Origin of the sequence: Brucella sp. JSBI001 (assembly GCF_026014005.1) — a bacterium.
GTDB classification, from domain to species: Bacteria; Pseudomonadota; Alphaproteobacteria; order Rhizobiales; family Rhizobiaceae; genus Brucella; species Brucella anthropi.
In genome coordinates this window covers 1,491,239-1,506,388 of sequence record NZ_CP110339.1, presented here as the reverse complement: position 1 = coordinate 1,506,388, position 15,150 = coordinate 1,491,239, and the positions used below count along the sequence as shown (strand labels likewise).

Here is a 15,150-nt window from a genome sequence, read left to right as displayed (position 1 = left end):
ATTTAACCAGCCACCGTAGCGTTATGGTGGGTGTGCATGTTTTCATAGAAGCGATAGGCGATCAGGCAAACGAGCGAGAGGCCCGCAATGACGGAGATTGCGAGAAAAGCATCGTTATAGGACAGCACCGTCGCTTCCTTGGTGACCTGTTGTCCGAGAAGCGCCAGCCCTTCGGCCTTCGTCAGTCCCTGATCAGCCAGAACCTTTGCATAGGTGCCGGAGAGCGCCTGAACGCGCTGGGCGACGACGGGGTTGGACATAACCAGTTGCTCCACCAGATAGGCGGAATGATACTTTTCGCGGATCGCGATGAATGTGCTGAACACGGCAGAGCCGATAAGACCGCCGATGTTCTGCGTGAACAGGAAGATGACGATGAAACTCGTCATGTAGGTCGGTCCTTGTTTCAGCGCCTTGGTGATGCCCGCAAGCATGGCCGGGGGCAGGAACAGAGCGCCGCCGAAGGCTATCAGGCCCTGACTGAGATAGGCGTTGTGCGGGCGGGTCAGGTTTGTGGCATGGCTGTCCAGAAAGGCACCGACCGCGATGAAGACCAGCGCCAGCCCGAAGATGAACGATACGCGTTCAAGCTTCATCCACATGCCGCAGGTAATGCCCCCCGCCGAGGATGCAGCGAGAATGACGAGATAAAGGCCGCGGCTCTGGCCGTCCTGCAGGCCGAATGCCTGAAAGAGGCCGACCGCACCGGTTGTCTGCTCGGCAAGCACGATGCGGAATATGAAGAGGATCAGCGTGAAGCGCAGGATTTCCGGTTGGAACAGCCAATGCAGGTTCATCAGCGGCTGCTCGCGGTTGAGTTCGATTGCGGCAGCGCAGGCAAGAACAGCGATTGAGATCGCCAGACATATGCCGATCCAGGGGGCTTCGAACCACCAATAGTTCTTGCCCTGAACCAGTACGACCGCGAGAAGCCCAAAGCCGATGGCAATCAGTCCGTAAGCGACGAAATCCAGCCAGTGCAACACTTTTGCACGCGGCGCTTGTGTCATCGGCAAAATATAGACCACGGCGAAGGCTGCGAGCGACAGGCCGATTTCGACCATATAGAGCTGCTGCCATTGGCCGATATCGAAAAGTAGCGGTGAGATTACACGCGCCAGTGGGCCTGCTGCAGCCGAACAGGTGAGCGCAAGGCTGAGGCCCCAAGTCATTTTCTTGGCGGGCGGAAAGGCTTCGAGCATGTAAAGAAAGCCGATGGTCGAGATCGGCGCCGCAGCAGCGCCCGCAATGAAGCGGATCGGGATCGCCGACCAGATATCATAGACAAGCAGATGCAGCAGGGAAGAAATCAGGAAAACGGCAATCGCGATTTCCGCAAAGCGGCGCAGACCGAACTGGGTGCGTATCTTGATGAGAAGGATCGTCAGGCTGGCATAGGGAGCCATATAGGCTGCGATAAGCCACGAGGTTTCCGTCAGCGTTGCGCCGAGTGATCCCTGTATCTGCTGCGTGTTGGCCGAGATGAAATACATGCTGAGACCGCGCGTCGACCACATGAGGACAGACGCGGCTATGTAGATAGCGGACATGTAAACCGGCATATGCGGAACGGCAGGCGTTGCAGCCGGTTGGCTTGCCGGGGAAGCCTGTTGTCCTTGCTGATCGTTGTCTTCTTCCGACATGGTTCTAGCGGTCTTTCCCCGCGAGTGTCGTTTCCACCGTTTGGCTGATTTCCTGAAGAACAGTAAGGGCAGTTTCAAGTGACTTCTGATCGAACTTTTGCAAGAGCTCCGACCGAATGTTGCGGGTGATTTCCTGCAGCTCGCGCACCTGCGCCTGCGCTTCACCCGTCAGCTCGATACGTTTCGCGCGGCGATCGCTTTCAACCGCGGCGCGATAGATCAACCCCTGCTTTTCAAGCCCATCCAGAAGGCGCACCACGGAAGGGTGCTCGATTTCCAGAGCATCTGCCAGCTCGCGCTGATTCCAGTCGCGCTGCTGGGCGAGAAGCAGGAGTACGCGGGCACGTGCCAGCGTCAGCCCGCGTTCCCGGACGCGGGAATCGAACAGGTTACGCATTTTGCGCGCGGCCGTGGAAAGCTCCATCGTGAAAGCCGCTTCGAGATCATGTTTTGACTGAGACATTGTATAGCTATCTATTATATGTGTAGTTATATATAATGTTTAGAACCTGCTAATCAATGGGTTTGATGGCACTCAGATGCAGGAACGGAAAAATATTTGCGGCTTCGGGAATAAATCGCGGTCGTCGATTGTCTTATCTCCATATCGCATGTCGCGATTGGAACCCCGTGAGGCAGATCATGAAAACGTTTGGTTTTATGTCCGTACTGGCAATCGCTACCGTGGCGGCGTCAGCCGCGCTGGCCGCGCCATCCGTCAAGACGATGGAAAGCTCTAAGGGGCAGGTGCTGGCAGGCACCAAGGATATGACGCTCTACACTTTCGACAAGGATAGCAAGGGTGAATCCAGCTGCTATGATACTTGCGCGAAGAACTGGCCGCCCTTCATGGCGATGAAGGGAGCAAAGGCTTCCGGCGCATATACGCTGGTCAAGCGCAAGGATGGCAGCGAGCAATGGGCGAAAGACGGAATGCCGCTCTATTACTGGGTGAAGGACAAGAAGCCCGGCGATGTCACCGGAGACGGCGTTAATGGAGTCTGGCACGCAGCAAAGCCATGAGGCCGATGTGAGCCATCCCGCTCCCGAAAGTTTCGAGGGCCAGCTTCTGGCCCTCCTGCCGGTCATGCGGCGTTATTCGCGTAGCCTTGCCAAGTCCGATGCCGAAGGCGAGGACCTTTTGCAGGATTGCGTGGCGAAGGCGTTGTCGCGGCGCGGCCAGTGGCGTGGCCTCAATCTGCGTGGGTGGATACTCACGATGATGACCAACCTCTATCGCAATGGCTACAAAAGCCGCGCCCGGACCCGACATGAAACGCTGGATGCCGCTGAAAATGTCAGTGTCGCTGCGACGGAGACGGATCCGTTCCAGCTGCAGCAGCTTGAAGAGGCGATCAACACCCTGCCGGACGATAACCGCGCGGTGCTGATGCTCATCGTCGTCGAAGGCTACAGCTATGGCGAGGCGGCGGAAATGCTGGGCATACCTGTCGGAACGGTCATGTCGCGGCTTTCACGGGCAAGACATCGCGTTGCCGAACATATGAGCGGCTCGAATATTGTAACGCTTCGGAGAAACCGATGACAGAACGCAATTCTCCCATAACCGAAGCGGAACTGCTCGGCTTTGTCGACGGGCAATTGTCCGAAGCAGAACATGCGCGCATTGCCGGGCTTCTTGAAAGCAACCCCGAGCAGGCGGCGCTGGCTGCCGAATGGCGCAGACAGAACGAAGGTATCAGGCAACTCTTTTCCGGTTATGCCGAGGCAAAGAACGACGATCCCGGAATGATCCGCTCAGCGGGGATACGCCAGTCGCGCACCTATCGCAGCGCTGTTGCCGCAGCGGTTCTGGCGGCCTTGTTGATCGGCGCCGCAGGCGGCTTTGCAGGTGCGCGCCTGTTTGCGGAAGCCGAGCCGCAATTGGCGAGCGTGCAGACTTTGCCACAGCAGTCGCAGGCGGCATATCTCATCTATGCCAGCGAAGTACGGCATCCGGTTGAGGTCTTTTCCAACGAAGAGGCGCATCTTGCGACATGGCTTGGCAAACGGCTCGACATACCCGACCTTCGTGTTCCCGATCTCCGCTCGTTGGGCTTTCAGCTTGTCGGTGGGCGCCTGTTGCCGGTTGACGGCAAGGCTGGCGCCTTCTTCATGTATGAGGACGAGGCAGGAAAACGGCTTTCGGTGATCGTCGGTCGCAATCCGGATAACCGCGATACGAGCTTCCGTTTTGCTTCAAGCGATGGTGTCGAAACTTTCTACTGGATCGACAACGATCTTGGTTATGCAGTAAGCGGCGAGATTTCGCGCGAACGGCTGCGGCAGGTGGCGGAAGAATGCTACCGCCAGTTTCCGGGTTGACCTGCTTATCGGTCGTCGCTGAAAGCGTGAACCATCGCATCCTTTGAGCTGCCACTCGCGATCAATGCGGCAAGCAGGATGCGCGCCTGACCCGGGCGAAGCGTATGTGCGTGAATGGCTCCAGCTTCGCCAAGATCATATCCGCCGCCGCCGCCGCCATAGCCGGGTGTCAATAGGCCTTCCGGTACGCGGCTTGAAACTGCAACGGGAATATTGCGGCGCGAGCATTCGCGGACAGCTTCGACAACGCAGGGTGTGGTATTGCCCGAACCGAGCGCTGCAAGAACGATGCCGCTGGCACCGGCTGCAATGCTCGCTTCTATGTGGAGGGCATCGCAGCCGGGATAAATGGCAATCGTGTCGATCCGGCGGTCACCGACAGGAGCGGGAAGCGTCGGGCTCTGGATAGGGATCATACGTGCAGAGCGGAAGGCGTCGGCGCTGTCGCTGCTGAACTTGTATGCCCCCCAAGCCGGTACGATCCGTCCACCGAAGGCAATAAGGACGCCTTTGTCGGCATTGGCCGGATCGCAGGCAAGCCGAATGGTGGTGGCGAGATTTTCCGGCCCATCCGCCTGCGGGTGGTCGGCGGTAAACTGTGCTCCGGTGAAAATCACGGGTTTGCTGATGCGGCGCTGCAGATGCACCAGCAGCGCCGTTTCTTCCATGGCATCCGTTCCGTGCAGGACGACGATGCCGTCGACGTCGCCATCCTTGAGGCAGGAACCGACGGCATCGCTGATGCGCTGCATGTCGGAAAGGGTGAGGCTTGCAGAATCCTTCGCCATCAGGTCGACCGGGCGAAGCTCCGCTTCAAGGCCCGGTACGAATTCCAGCAGATCCTCACCGGACAGGACCGGTGTGCTTGCTCCGTCTTTCCCACGCTTGCTGGCGATGGTGCCGCCAGTGGCGATCACCGCTATGGAAGGCTTTGCAAGCGTCATATTTCCGAATCCTCTCACTTACCGGGAATGCTGGCGTCTACAGCACGTTCGGTAGCAAGTCGATGGATGCGTTCACGCATCATATACCAGCCGAGGATGAGGGCAGGGCCGATGATTGCCAGTGAAGCAATCGTCCATGTGCCGACTGGATAGTCGAGCGCCATCAGGACAAGCACGCCAAGCAGGAATGCGAGTGTGAGGATGCCGGTGTAAGGTGCGCCGAACATGCGGAAATCCGGGCGCACGATTTCGCCGCGACGCGCAAGATGCCAAAGTTTCAGCTGGCAAAGGACGATGACGCCCCATGCCGTGATGATGCCGAGCGCGGAGAGATTAAGCGCGATTTCAAAGGCTGCCGCAGGCACGACAGCATTGAGAACAACACCGATGACAGTGACGACAGCGGTAACCGCGATGCCCATATAGGGAACGCCGTTCTTGTTCATCTTGGCCAGTGAGGCTGGCGCCGAGCCGGAAATGGCCATGGAGTGCAGGATGCGCCCGGTGGAATAAAGCCCGGCATTCAGCGACGACAGAACCGCAGTCAGGACGACGAGGTTCATGATGATATCCGCACCTTCGACGCCGATCTTGCCGAAGAAGGTCACAAACGGGCTCTCGCCAGCAGAATAGGCTGTGTAGGGAAGAAGCAGCGAGAGCAGCAGAACAGAACCTACATAAAAGACGAGAAGGCGGAAGACCACGGTGCGGATTGCGCGGGGCATGACCTTGCGCGGGTCTTCGGTTTCTCCCGCTGTGGTGCCCAGCAACTCGATGGATGCATAAGCGAAAACCACACCCTGTATGATGATGAATGCAGGCAATATGCCGTTCGGGAAAAGGCCTCCGCTATCCGTGATGATGCTGAAGCCAGCCGAATGACCGTCAATCGGTGTGCCGGAAACAACGAAGTAAATGCCGACAACCAGAAAGGTCACGAGCGCAATGACCTTGACGAGACTGAACCAGAATTCCAGCTCGCCAAACACTTTCACCGACAGAAGGTTCATCGACAACACGATGACAAGGGCCGTCAGTGCGAACACCCATTGGTCAATGCCTTGCAGCCACGGCACATAGTGCTTGAAAAAATTCATATAGAGCGCGACAGCCGTTACGTCCGCGACCGACGTCATGGCCCAGTTGAGCCAGTACATCCAGCCTGCCACGAACGCCAGTTTTTCACCGTAGAATTCGCGGGCATAGGAGACGAAGGAACCGGAGCTGGGGCGATGCATGATGAGCTCGCCCAGTGCACGCAGCACCAGAAAGGCAAAGAATCCGCAGAGGGCATAGACGAAGACCAGGGCCGGACCTGCCATTGCGAGGCGTCCGCCTGCACCGAGAAAGAGCCCGGTTCCGATCGCGCCGCCGATGGCGATCATCTGGATCTGACGCGGTTTCAGGGCTTTGTGATAACCACGGTCCTCTTCAATGAACACTTCGCGTTCGGCCGGGGTGGCCTTCATGGTTTCGATCGGCATTGCTCCTCCCTGAGAGCGCGGTTTCGACAGGCGACCGTTCGGCGTGAAAGGCCAATTAGGGCGCGCCGCCGGTCATTCAATGAGGGTATGGAATTCATCCCTATTTGATGGGTATTCTGTAAAGCTGCATGACAGATCTTGAAGCCGGTTTTAACGCATATCGCAGAACGCGCGTCAAGTATTCGGCTTCAAATGAGAAGCATCGCATGCATTTCCGAAATAGGCTGGCAGGGAAAAAATCAGCAGGAATAAAGTGTTACCGGCATGTGCTTATCTGGCATGAAAATGCCGCGCCAAGCCAGATTGGCATGAATAATCTGCGCGAATCCTGTGTAAAGCGGTGGTCCTGCAATTGTGGTGTCAGACCTCATCCTTGCCGATGATCGTCGTTACAGCAGTCTTGACTTTGCTCAGATGCGCTTCCATCGCAGCGCGGGCATCAGTTTCCGATCCCGCCTCAATAGCTTCGACAATCAGGCGATGTTCGACATTCGAAGCTTCGCGGCGGCCAGACATCAGGTTGACGAGTTCAGATTGCTGGATCAGCGCCTCGCGGGCATCAGCGACAATCTTGGAGAAGACCGTGTTTCCGGAAGCCTCGGCAATCGCGCAGTGAAATTCGGAATCGAGCAATTCCCATTTCTGTGGGTCCGTCTGGCGGTCCATCTTGTCGCAAAGTTCAAGCAGGTTGGCGAGTTGTTCGGCGCTGCGTCGTAAAGCTGCCCAACCTGCCGCCGGCACTTCGATGAACGGGCGTGCCTCGATCAGATCACGCGCGGAATAGCCGCCATAATTCAGTTCGCTCGCGGGGGAAGCATTCAGGACATAGGTGCCACTACCTGTCCGGGTCTGGGTTAGGCCCAGTGTCTGTAGTGACCGCAGCGCCTCGCGCACGATTGGGCGGCTGACACCGAACCGGCCAGCGAGTTGAGTTTCAGAGGGCAGGCGGGTGCCCACGGCAAGGCGACCGGATGTGATGGCCGAGCGAATATCGTCGAATACAACTTCAGCCGCATTCTTTCGTGTGACCGGATGTGTGTCCGATAACCAGTCGGCCAATTCGCTCATGTCCGAACCTCCGTCAATTGCTTCGCTCCTGTCAAGCAGCTAGGCAATTTTCAGAAGGATATCAATCCCAAAGCGGTTCAAAAAGGCAGATCAAGAGACACAAAAAGCCCTGCGCTCCGGCTGGAGCGCAGGGCTTTCCTATTGGAACTTATCAGGCCGCTGTGGCGGCCGTGTTCAACTTGTTGGCCGACAGGATGCTGATGAACGCTGCACCATAAGCCGTGAGCGGCGCCATCTTGGCAAGCGCGCTCGCAATGGCGTCGTGGTGGCTCAGCTCTTCCTCGGAATCGTGGCGGAAGGATACGCAAACAGTTTCGCCATCTTCACCGATGAATTCTACCTGATAGGAATTTTCCTTGCCGCATCTTTTGACCAGAGCATCGACAATTTGCATGCAATCATTCTCCTTCCGAGCCGCATGAACGCGCTGGAATGAAGATGGTTCCATAAAATTTTATCTTTTTGTCCAATCTCAGTTCCGGCTTGACAGGCGGGCTGCACCCAGTGCCGCTGCGAACGCAATGGCAAGCATGACAAAGGTGAATTTGGCAACCGCAGACCATCCATCCGCAACCCAGAAATAGCCGCCTGCTGCACCGGCAACACTGGAGCCGAGATAGTAGGCGAGCAGATAGAGCGATGACGCATGTCCCTTTGTGTGGAGTGCCAGCCGACCGACCAGAGCGCTGGCGACCGAATGGCTGACGAAGAAGCCGACTGTCACGAGGATGATACCCACAATGATGACAGGCAGCGGTGCAAAGAGGGTCAGAAGACAGCCCGCAGCCTGTATGGCAAGCCCGATGGGAAGCACGGTGAAATAGCCGAGCCTGTCGCCCATTCTGCCAGCAAGCCATGAAGCTGCAATGCCGAACAGATAGACCGTGAAAATGGCGCCGAGCGCTGTCTGGCTGAGGCTATAAGGCGCCGTCACGAGGCGGAAACCGATATAGTTATAGATGGTGACGAACGAACCCATCACGAGAAAGCCAATGGCAAAGAGCAGTGGCAAGGCCGGGTTGCGGATGTGACCGATCCACGCGCCGAGGTGAAACCGTGCATTGAAGCCGGGACGCGGGACAAAGTTCTGCGAGGCGGGCAGCAGGAGGAGGAAACCAATGGATGCGGCTAGTCCCAGCAGGCCCATACCTGCCAGGCCGACGCGCCAGGAGAAATACTCTGCGAGCGTTCCGGCGATGACACGGCCCGCCATGCCGCCGAATGCATTGCCAGCAATATAAAGTCCCATTGACGCGCCAAGGCCACGCGGGTCGATTTCTTCTGCCAGATAGGTCATGGCGACCGCAGGCACGCCGCCAAGCAGCAGGCCTGCAGGGCGCGAATGACGAGCAGCATATGCCAGTCCGGCACCAATGCACTGGCTATTGTGCAGAGTGCGGAGCCGAGAAGCGAGGCGAACATCAGTGTCCTGCGTCCGAAGCGTTCGGATACAGCTGCGGCACAGAAAATTGCAAAGGCTAGAAAGCCTGTCGAAACAGAAAGCGACAAGGAACTGGCTGCAGGCGTGATGTTAAAATCATGCGCGAAAAGCGGCATCAGCGGCTGGACGCAGTAAAGCAGGGAGAAGGTCGCAAAGCCGGACAGGAACAGCGCGATGCTCGCATTGCGGAATGCCGGCGTGCCCTTGACGAGATAATTTTTCTGTTCGGTTGCCGTGGGAGCTGAAACGAGCTTGAGCTGGCTTTCCGGTGTTCTGACGCTGTCGAGGCTGCGTTCTGCGAGGCGTGACATGACTTTGCCTTTTCAAATCCTCCCGTTTTTTGATCTAGTCAAAGATGTTTCATTTGTCCAATATATGGAAGTGACGATTGTAATAGCTTTTGGATATGGCGATGGAACTGCGTCATCTGCGTTATTTTCTGGCCGTGGCCGAAGAGGGCAATTTTACACGCGCGGCTGCGAAGCTCGGTATCGGCCAGCCACCGCTCAGCCAGCAGATACGCGACCTCGAAAACGAGATCGGTGTTGCGCTATTTCATCGCGTGCCGCATGGAGCCGAACTGACCGCAGCAGGAACTGCATTCCTCGGTGAAGCGAAGGCTTCTCTTGCTGCCGCCGAGAAGGCGAAGCTCGCAGCGCAAGGCGCGGCACGGGGAGAAACCGGCAGGCTGGCATTGGGCTTTACCGCTTCGTCTGCCTTCAATCCGGTCGTCAGCGGCACGATCCGTAAATTTCGCGCCAGATGGCCCGATGTCCGGCTGACCCTGACGGAGATGAACAGCCATCTTCTGATGGAAAAGCTGGTCAGGGGGGAAGTGGACGCCGCCTTCATCCGACCCGGTTTGGAAAACCCCAAGGATGTGCGCATGAAACGGCTGGCTGATGAGCCGATGCTGATCGCCCTGCCGAGCCATCATCCGCTTGCCGTCCATCCCAAGCTGCCGATTTCAGCTCTGGCAAATGAGGCATTCGTGCTTTTCCCGCGCATTGTGGGGCTTAGCCTTTACGACGATGTGGTTGAGGCTTGCCGAAATGCAGGCTTTGAAATGATCGTCGCGCAGGAAGCACCGCAGATGCCGTCGGTCGTAAACCTGGTCGCCGCCGATCTTGGCGTTTCGATTGTTCCCGCTGCCATTGCCCAGATCAAGCTGGCCGGAGTGACTTACCGTCCAATCGAAGGCGAGCCGCTTCTGGCTCGGCTGGGGCTGGTTTCGATGAAGAACAACCGGTCGCCGCTCATCGATAATCTGACTAGCCTGTTGCCGGATCAGTAATCATGTCCGTTCCGTCGCCGGAAGCGATAGTTTGCTGGCTGTGTCGGCGTTGACCGTCACTTTTGGACATGTATGATGGTTGTCGCGGCGACGTACCTGGGAGGGGACGCTGCTTTTCCATCCTTAAGATAACCGTTCACGAGGGCTCTGACGCCCACAAGCCGAACGGTCGAATTTTGCCCTATCCCGTCCGATTGGAGATTTTCGTGAAAAGACTTCTGATTACCGGTGCTGCGGGCGGACTCGGGCGCGTAATGCGAGATAAACTGGCCGGCAAAGCCGAGCTGCTGCGCCTGTCCGACGTTGCCGATCTCGGCAAAGCCAAACTCAATGAAGAGTTGGTTCAATGCGACCTCGGCGATTTAGATGCAGTCATGCGTCTTGTCGAAGGTTGCGACGGTATTCTGCATCTCGGTGGTATTTCGACCGAGGCGTCTTTCAGCAAAATACTCAACGCAAATATCGTCGGGATGTACAATCTGTATGAAGCTGCGCGGGCGCATGGCCATCCGCGTATCATTTTTGCCAGCTCAAACCATACGATCGGTTTCTATAGACAGGACGAATATATCGACGCAAAGGCGCCCACACGTCCAGACGGTCTTTACGGCATTTCAAAATGCTTCGGTGAGTCCATTGCCAGCATGTATCATGACAAGTTCGGTCAGGAGACGGCAATCGTTCGCATCGGCTCCTGTTTTGAGGAGCCGCGCAATCATCGCATGCTTTCGACCTGGATGTCGTATGACGATTTCGCCGGTCTGATTGAGTGTGTTTTCCGGGCGCCGATGCTGGGATGTCCCGTTATCTGGGGTGTTTCGAACAACGATTCGGCGTGGTGGAACAACAGCCATGCCCGTTTTCTCGGCTGGCACCCCAAGGACAATGCGGAACGTTTCCGGGTCGAGCTGGAGAAGACAACGCCGCGACCAGCGCCGGATTCAGCACTCGCGGTCTATCAGGGCGGTACATTTGTCGATGAACCGATCCATCAGGATGATTGATCGGAACCTTTCTGTTTAACGGCAGAAGCCTCGTAAGGTCAGGGCTCCTCCGGTTTGATAACACCTTGGAGTGCATATTTTGCTTTACGTACCTCAAAACGAAAGCTAAGCTTTTTATCGTGACGCTTTGGGAGGAGTTCACGTGCAGCCAGAACTATCGGCAAAGAGCATATTAAAGACGCAAAAAATGCGGCAGTTCGCTGTGGGCGGTTGCGCATGAGTGCGCCAGATAAAGATGACGGGCCAGCACTGTTGGAAGCTGTGTCGCTTTCCAAATCATTCGGTCCTGTTCAGGTTCTGAAAAATATCGATTTGCGCATTTTCGGCGGCGAAGTCCATGCGATCATCGGCGAGAATGGAGCCGGGAAATCGACGCTGATGAAGTTGCTTGCAGGCAATGAGCGTCCTACGAGCGGAGAAATCCGCATCGACGGCAAGCCGGTTATTTTCTCGGGGCCGGTAGAGGCCGAAGCGCAGGGCATTGTGCTGGTGCATCAGGAAATTCTCCTCGCACCCGATCTGACCGTCGCGCAGAACATCTATCTTGGTCGCGAGCTTAACCGTGGACTGGTCGTCGATGACAAGTCGATGCGCGAAGGTGCGCGCAAGGCCATCCGTGATCTTGGTGCCGATATCGATCCGGATGCAGTTGTCGGCTCCCTGTCGATCGCACAGCGCCAGCTCGTGCAGATTGCGCGCGTGTTGCTGGTGCCGCATCGTGTGGTGATTTTCGACGAACCGACCGCCTCGCTGACACCGTTTGAGACGGAGGCGCTGCTGAAAGTGATCCGGGATATTCGTGCGAAGGGTGTCGCCATCCTCTACATCTCGCATCGTCTGCCGGAAGTGAAGGAAATATCCGATCGCGTGACTGTGCTTCGCGATGGCAAGCTTGTTTCAGCGCATTTGTCTTCGGAATTGCAGCCATCGGACATGGCCCGCCTGATGGTCGGTCGTGACGTTTCAAAGCTTTATCCTGACCGCGCAAGCCAGCATGACAACGCTGCCATTCTCGAAGTCGATAACTTCAGCGTACCCGGCTACGTGCAAAATGCGAGCTTCCATCTCAACCGGGGCGAGATACTCGGCTTTGCCGGTCTGGTCGGCGCCGGACGCACGGAGCTGATGGAAGGGATCGTCGGTCTGCGACCCGGTAAGGGGGATGCACGCCACAATGGCAAGCCGGTTCATTTCCGCAATGCGCATGAAAGCCAGAAGGCGGGAATTGTTTATCTCAGTGAGGATCGGAAGGGCAAAGGGCTGCTTCTGTCCAAGGACCTGGGCGTCAATCTCACGCTAGCTTCATTGAAGAAATTCGTCAGCGGTTTGCAGATCGACCGCAACCGGGAACGCACTGCGCTCGATGATGCGATCCGCGAGTTCGATATTCGCACAGGCCGCAAGGACATTCTGGCAGGTCAGCTTTCGGGGGGGAACCAGCAGAAGCTTTTACTTGCCAAGATGATGATGCTCGATCCGTCCATCGTCATCATTGATGAACCGACACGCGGTATCGATGTTGGCACAAAGGAGCAGATCTACCAGTTCATTGCCAATCTGGCAGATGAGGGGAAATCGATAATCGTGGTTTCGTCGGAAATGCCGGAGCTGATCGGTATCTGCGACCGCATCGTCGTGATGCGGGAAGGGCGGGTTGCCGGTGAGGTGACAAGCGACCGTATGACGGAACATGACATCGTCGTGCTTGCAACCGGCGTAGAAGCCGAAAATGCCGCATAAAAACAATAAAGTGGGAAGTAGATGACACAGGTTGCGACCGATAAAAGCTCAGTGGCGAGAACATCCAAGGATTGGGATTTAAGGGCCATTGCCCCGTTCATTGCGCTCGCCTTGCTGCTTGTACTTGGTGCTATCGCTAGTCCGAATTTCATAGGCCTAGACAATTTACTCAATGTCATGACACGCGCTGCATTTATCGCGATTATTGCAGTGGGCGCGACCTACGTAATCTCTTCGGGCTGTCTGGACCTGTCAGTAGGATCAATGGTGGCTTTCGTCGCCAGCATCATGATCCTGTTCATGAATAGTGGGGTGATTGCCGATCCGGTGATGATGCTGATTGCGGCCGTAATGCTGGCATTGATCATCGGTGCAGCCTGCGGTCTGTTGAACGGGCTGATAACGACGGTTGGCGGAATTGAGCCTTTCATTGCAACGCTTGGAACCATGGGTATCTACAGAGGTTTGACGACTTGGCTGTCACAGGGCGGCGCGATCACTCTTCGCAATTCCGAAATTCAGGCCATGTATCGCCCGGTTTACTACGGACACATAGCTGGTATTCCGGTCCCCGTTATCTTCATCTTTGCGACGGCGGCGCTAGCAGCTTTTGTGCTTTATCGCACACGCTATGGCCGTCATTTGCTGGCGGCAGGTTCCAACGAAGATGTGGCGCGCTATTCCGGTATCTCGGTCAAGAAGGTGCGCACTGTTGCTTATGTGGTGCAAGGGTTGTGCGTGGCTGTTGCGGTGCTGCTTTATGTGCCGCGTCTCGGCTCCACCTCGGCCCAGACCGGCATGATGTGGGAACTGAATGCCATTACCGCTGTCGTCGTCGGCGGTACAGTGATGCGCGGCGGCGTGGGCCGTATCTGGGGCACGATCTGCGGCGCGTTCATTCTGGAGATCATCGGAAACATCATGATCCTGTCGAACTTCGTCAGCGAGTATCTGCTCGGGGCAATTCAGGGCGCGATCATCATTATCGCCATGCTGGTGCAACGTTCGCTGTCGCGAAGATAGGTCTAATGCATGTCTCCCAAAAGCGGAAAGCGGTTTTGGGAGACATGCATGAAAACAAAAGCTTAAAGCGTGTCATACGAGTACGATAAAATGTGACACGCTTTAAGGATTGGCGGAATTGTTGGGGCGATTCCAGCCTGAGAGGAATGAGAGCCCCGTGTTTACTGGGAGGAAGACTATGCGAGGGAATTTGATGAAGCTTGCTTTCGCCGCCTTGACGGCGGGTGCGCTTGCCTTTGGCAGCGCAGCAAGCGCACAGGACAAGAAAGTGACGATCGGCGTGTCGATTCCGGCGGCCGATCATGGCTGGACGGCAGGCGTCGTCTATCATGCCGAACGCGTGGCGAAGCTTCTGATGGCTGAGCATCCGGGCCTCAACGTCATCGTCAAGACGTCGCCCGATGCGGCATCGCAGGCCAATGCGTTGCAGGATCTGGCCGTACAGGGCCTCGACGGGCTGGTTGTTCTGCCAACCGATCCAGATCCGCTTTTCAACGCCATCAAGGAAATCAAGGACAAGGGAACCTTTGTCGCTCTGGTCGACCGTGCGCCGAGCAGCAACGACAATTCCATCCGCGATCTTTACGTGGCGGGTAACAACCCGGCACTCGGACAGGTCGCCGGCGAATATATCAAGAAGACCACGCCCGATGCCCAGGTCGTCGTCATTCGCGGCCTGCCGATCCCGATCGATCAGCAGCGTCAGGACGGTTTCGACAAGGGCATTGAAGGCTCCAACGTGAAGGTTCTGGATCGCCAGTATGGCAACTGGAACCGCGATGATGCTTTCCGTGTCATGCAGGACTTCCTGACCAAATATCCGAAGATCGATGTGGTCTGGGCACAGGATGACGACATGCTTGTCGGCGTTCTCGAAGCCATCAAGCAGGCCAACCGCAGCGACATCCAGTATGTTGTGGGCGGCGCAGGCTCCAAGGACATGATCAAGAAGGTGATGGATGGCGACAAGCTTGTGCCGGTTGATGTTCTCTATCCGCCAGCAATGGTTTCAACTGCCATGGAACTCGCCGCCGGTCATTTCTATGACCAGATTCCTGTGAGCGGCAGCTACATCCTCGATGCAACACTCGTCACCAAGGACAATGCGAAGGATTTCTATTTCCCGGATTCGCCGTTCTAAGGTGCTTGAATACCGTGCGCCTGTCTGGGCAGGCGCACGGCTT

The 15,150-nt window shown here is 56.6% G+C and carries 14 protein-coding genes and 1 pseudogene; 8 read left to right on the top strand and 7 right to left on the bottom strand.

Annotated elements, in window-relative coordinates:
* Positions 1-2: 2 nt before the first annotated feature.
* Together LJ361_RS07225 and LJ361_RS07220 are read right to left on the bottom strand one after the other, a co-directional pair.
* Entirely contained in the window at positions 3-1,643 is a 1,641-nt protein-coding gene (locus LJ361_RS07225; RefSeq protein WP_264813116.1) for an MFS transporter, read from the bottom strand.
* 4 nt (positions 1,644-1,647) lie between these two features.
* Positions 1,648-2,106 (bottom strand): MarR family winged helix-turn-helix transcriptional regulator, encoded by a 459-nt coding sequence (locus tag LJ361_RS07220; protein WP_029927683.1) that lies wholly within the window; start codon positions 2,104-2,106, stop codon positions 1,648-1,650.
* Between the two features lie 179 nt (positions 2,107-2,285).
* On the opposite strand from LJ361_RS07220, the gene LJ361_RS07215 reads away from it, so the two are divergent.
* Genes LJ361_RS07215 through LJ361_RS07205 form a run of 3 tightly spaced genes read left to right on the top strand, consistent with a single transcriptional unit; the run spans position 2,286 to position 3,968 of the window.
* On the top strand, positions 2,286-2,666 hold the full coding sequence (locus tag LJ361_RS07215) for a hypothetical protein (protein ID WP_264813114.1): 381 nt from the start codon (positions 2,286-2,288) through the stop codon (positions 2,664-2,666).
* Positions 2,638-3,189 (top strand): RNA polymerase sigma factor, encoded by a 552-nt coding sequence (locus LJ361_RS07210; RefSeq protein WP_010658595.1) that lies wholly within the window; start codon positions 2,638-2,640, stop codon positions 3,187-3,189. The genes LJ361_RS07215 and LJ361_RS07210 overlap by 29 nt, the downstream gene beginning before the upstream one ends.
* Complete coding sequence (locus LJ361_RS07205) at positions 3,186-3,968, top strand: anti-sigma factor family protein (RefSeq protein WP_264813113.1); 783 nt, start codon at positions 3,186-3,188, stop codon at positions 3,966-3,968. Before LJ361_RS07210 ends, LJ361_RS07205 begins: the two co-directional genes overlap by 4 nt.
* A gap of 5 nt (positions 3,969-3,973) precedes the next feature.
* Here LJ361_RS07205 and LJ361_RS07200 read toward each other — a convergent pair whose 3' ends face one another.
* The 5 genes and pseudogenes from LJ361_RS07200 to LJ361_RS07180 all read right to left on the bottom strand — a co-directional run bounded on the left by LJ361_RS07200 (position 3,974) and on the right by LJ361_RS07180 (position 9,216).
* On the bottom strand, positions 3,974-4,912 hold the full coding sequence (locus LJ361_RS07200) for an asparaginase (protein WP_264813112.1): 939 nt from the start codon (positions 4,910-4,912) through the stop codon (positions 3,974-3,976).
* Between the two features lie 14 nt (positions 4,913-4,926).
* Complete coding sequence (locus LJ361_RS07195; protein ID WP_010658598.1) at positions 4,927-6,396, bottom strand: amino acid permease; 1,470 nt, start codon at positions 6,394-6,396, stop codon at positions 4,927-4,929.
* Between the two features lie 360 nt (positions 6,397-6,756).
* Positions 6,757-7,464 (bottom strand): FadR/GntR family transcriptional regulator, encoded by a 708-nt coding sequence (locus LJ361_RS07190; protein ID WP_264813110.1) that lies wholly within the window; start codon positions 7,462-7,464, stop codon positions 6,757-6,759.
* Positions 7,465-7,615: 151 nt separating this feature from the next.
* Positions 7,616-7,858, bottom strand: a complete 243-nt coding sequence (locus tag LJ361_RS07185; protein WP_010658600.1) for a hypothetical protein — start codon at positions 7,856-7,858, stop codon at positions 7,616-7,618.
* A 78-nt stretch (positions 7,859-7,936) separates the two neighbouring features.
* Positions 7,937-9,216: pseudogene (locus LJ361_RS07180) on the bottom strand (MFS transporter).
* A gap of 101 nt (positions 9,217-9,317) precedes the next feature.
* Here LJ361_RS07180 and LJ361_RS07175 point away from each other — a divergent pair.
* The 5 genes from LJ361_RS07175 (at position 9,318) to LJ361_RS07155 (ending at position 15,107) form a co-directional block, all read left to right on the top strand.
* A complete protein-coding gene (locus LJ361_RS07175) occupies positions 9,318-10,199 on the top strand; it encodes a LysR family transcriptional regulator (RefSeq protein WP_036586663.1) in 882 nt (293 codons plus the stop codon).
* A gap of 206 nt (positions 10,200-10,405) precedes the next feature.
* The gene (locus tag LJ361_RS07170; RefSeq protein ID WP_010658603.1) at positions 10,406-11,203 is read left to right on the top strand and encodes an NAD-dependent epimerase/dehydratase family protein; all 798 of its coding nucleotides are present in this window, start codon (positions 10,406-10,408) and stop codon (positions 11,201-11,203) included.
* 216 nt (positions 11,204-11,419) lie between these two features.
* Complete coding sequence (locus LJ361_RS07165; RefSeq protein WP_264813109.1) at positions 11,420-12,943, top strand: sugar ABC transporter ATP-binding protein; 1,524 nt, start codon at positions 11,420-11,422, stop codon at positions 12,941-12,943.
* A gap of 21 nt (positions 12,944-12,964) precedes the next feature.
* Positions 12,965-13,966, top strand: a complete 1,002-nt coding sequence (locus LJ361_RS07160; RefSeq protein ID WP_264813108.1) for an ABC transporter permease — start codon at positions 12,965-12,967, stop codon at positions 13,964-13,966.
* A 178-nt stretch (positions 13,967-14,144) separates the two neighbouring features.
* On the top strand, positions 14,145-15,107 hold the full coding sequence (locus LJ361_RS07155; protein WP_264813107.1) for a substrate-binding domain-containing protein: 963 nt from the start codon (positions 14,145-14,147) through the stop codon (positions 15,105-15,107).
* The last annotated feature ends 43 nt before the right edge of the window (positions 15,108-15,150 follow it).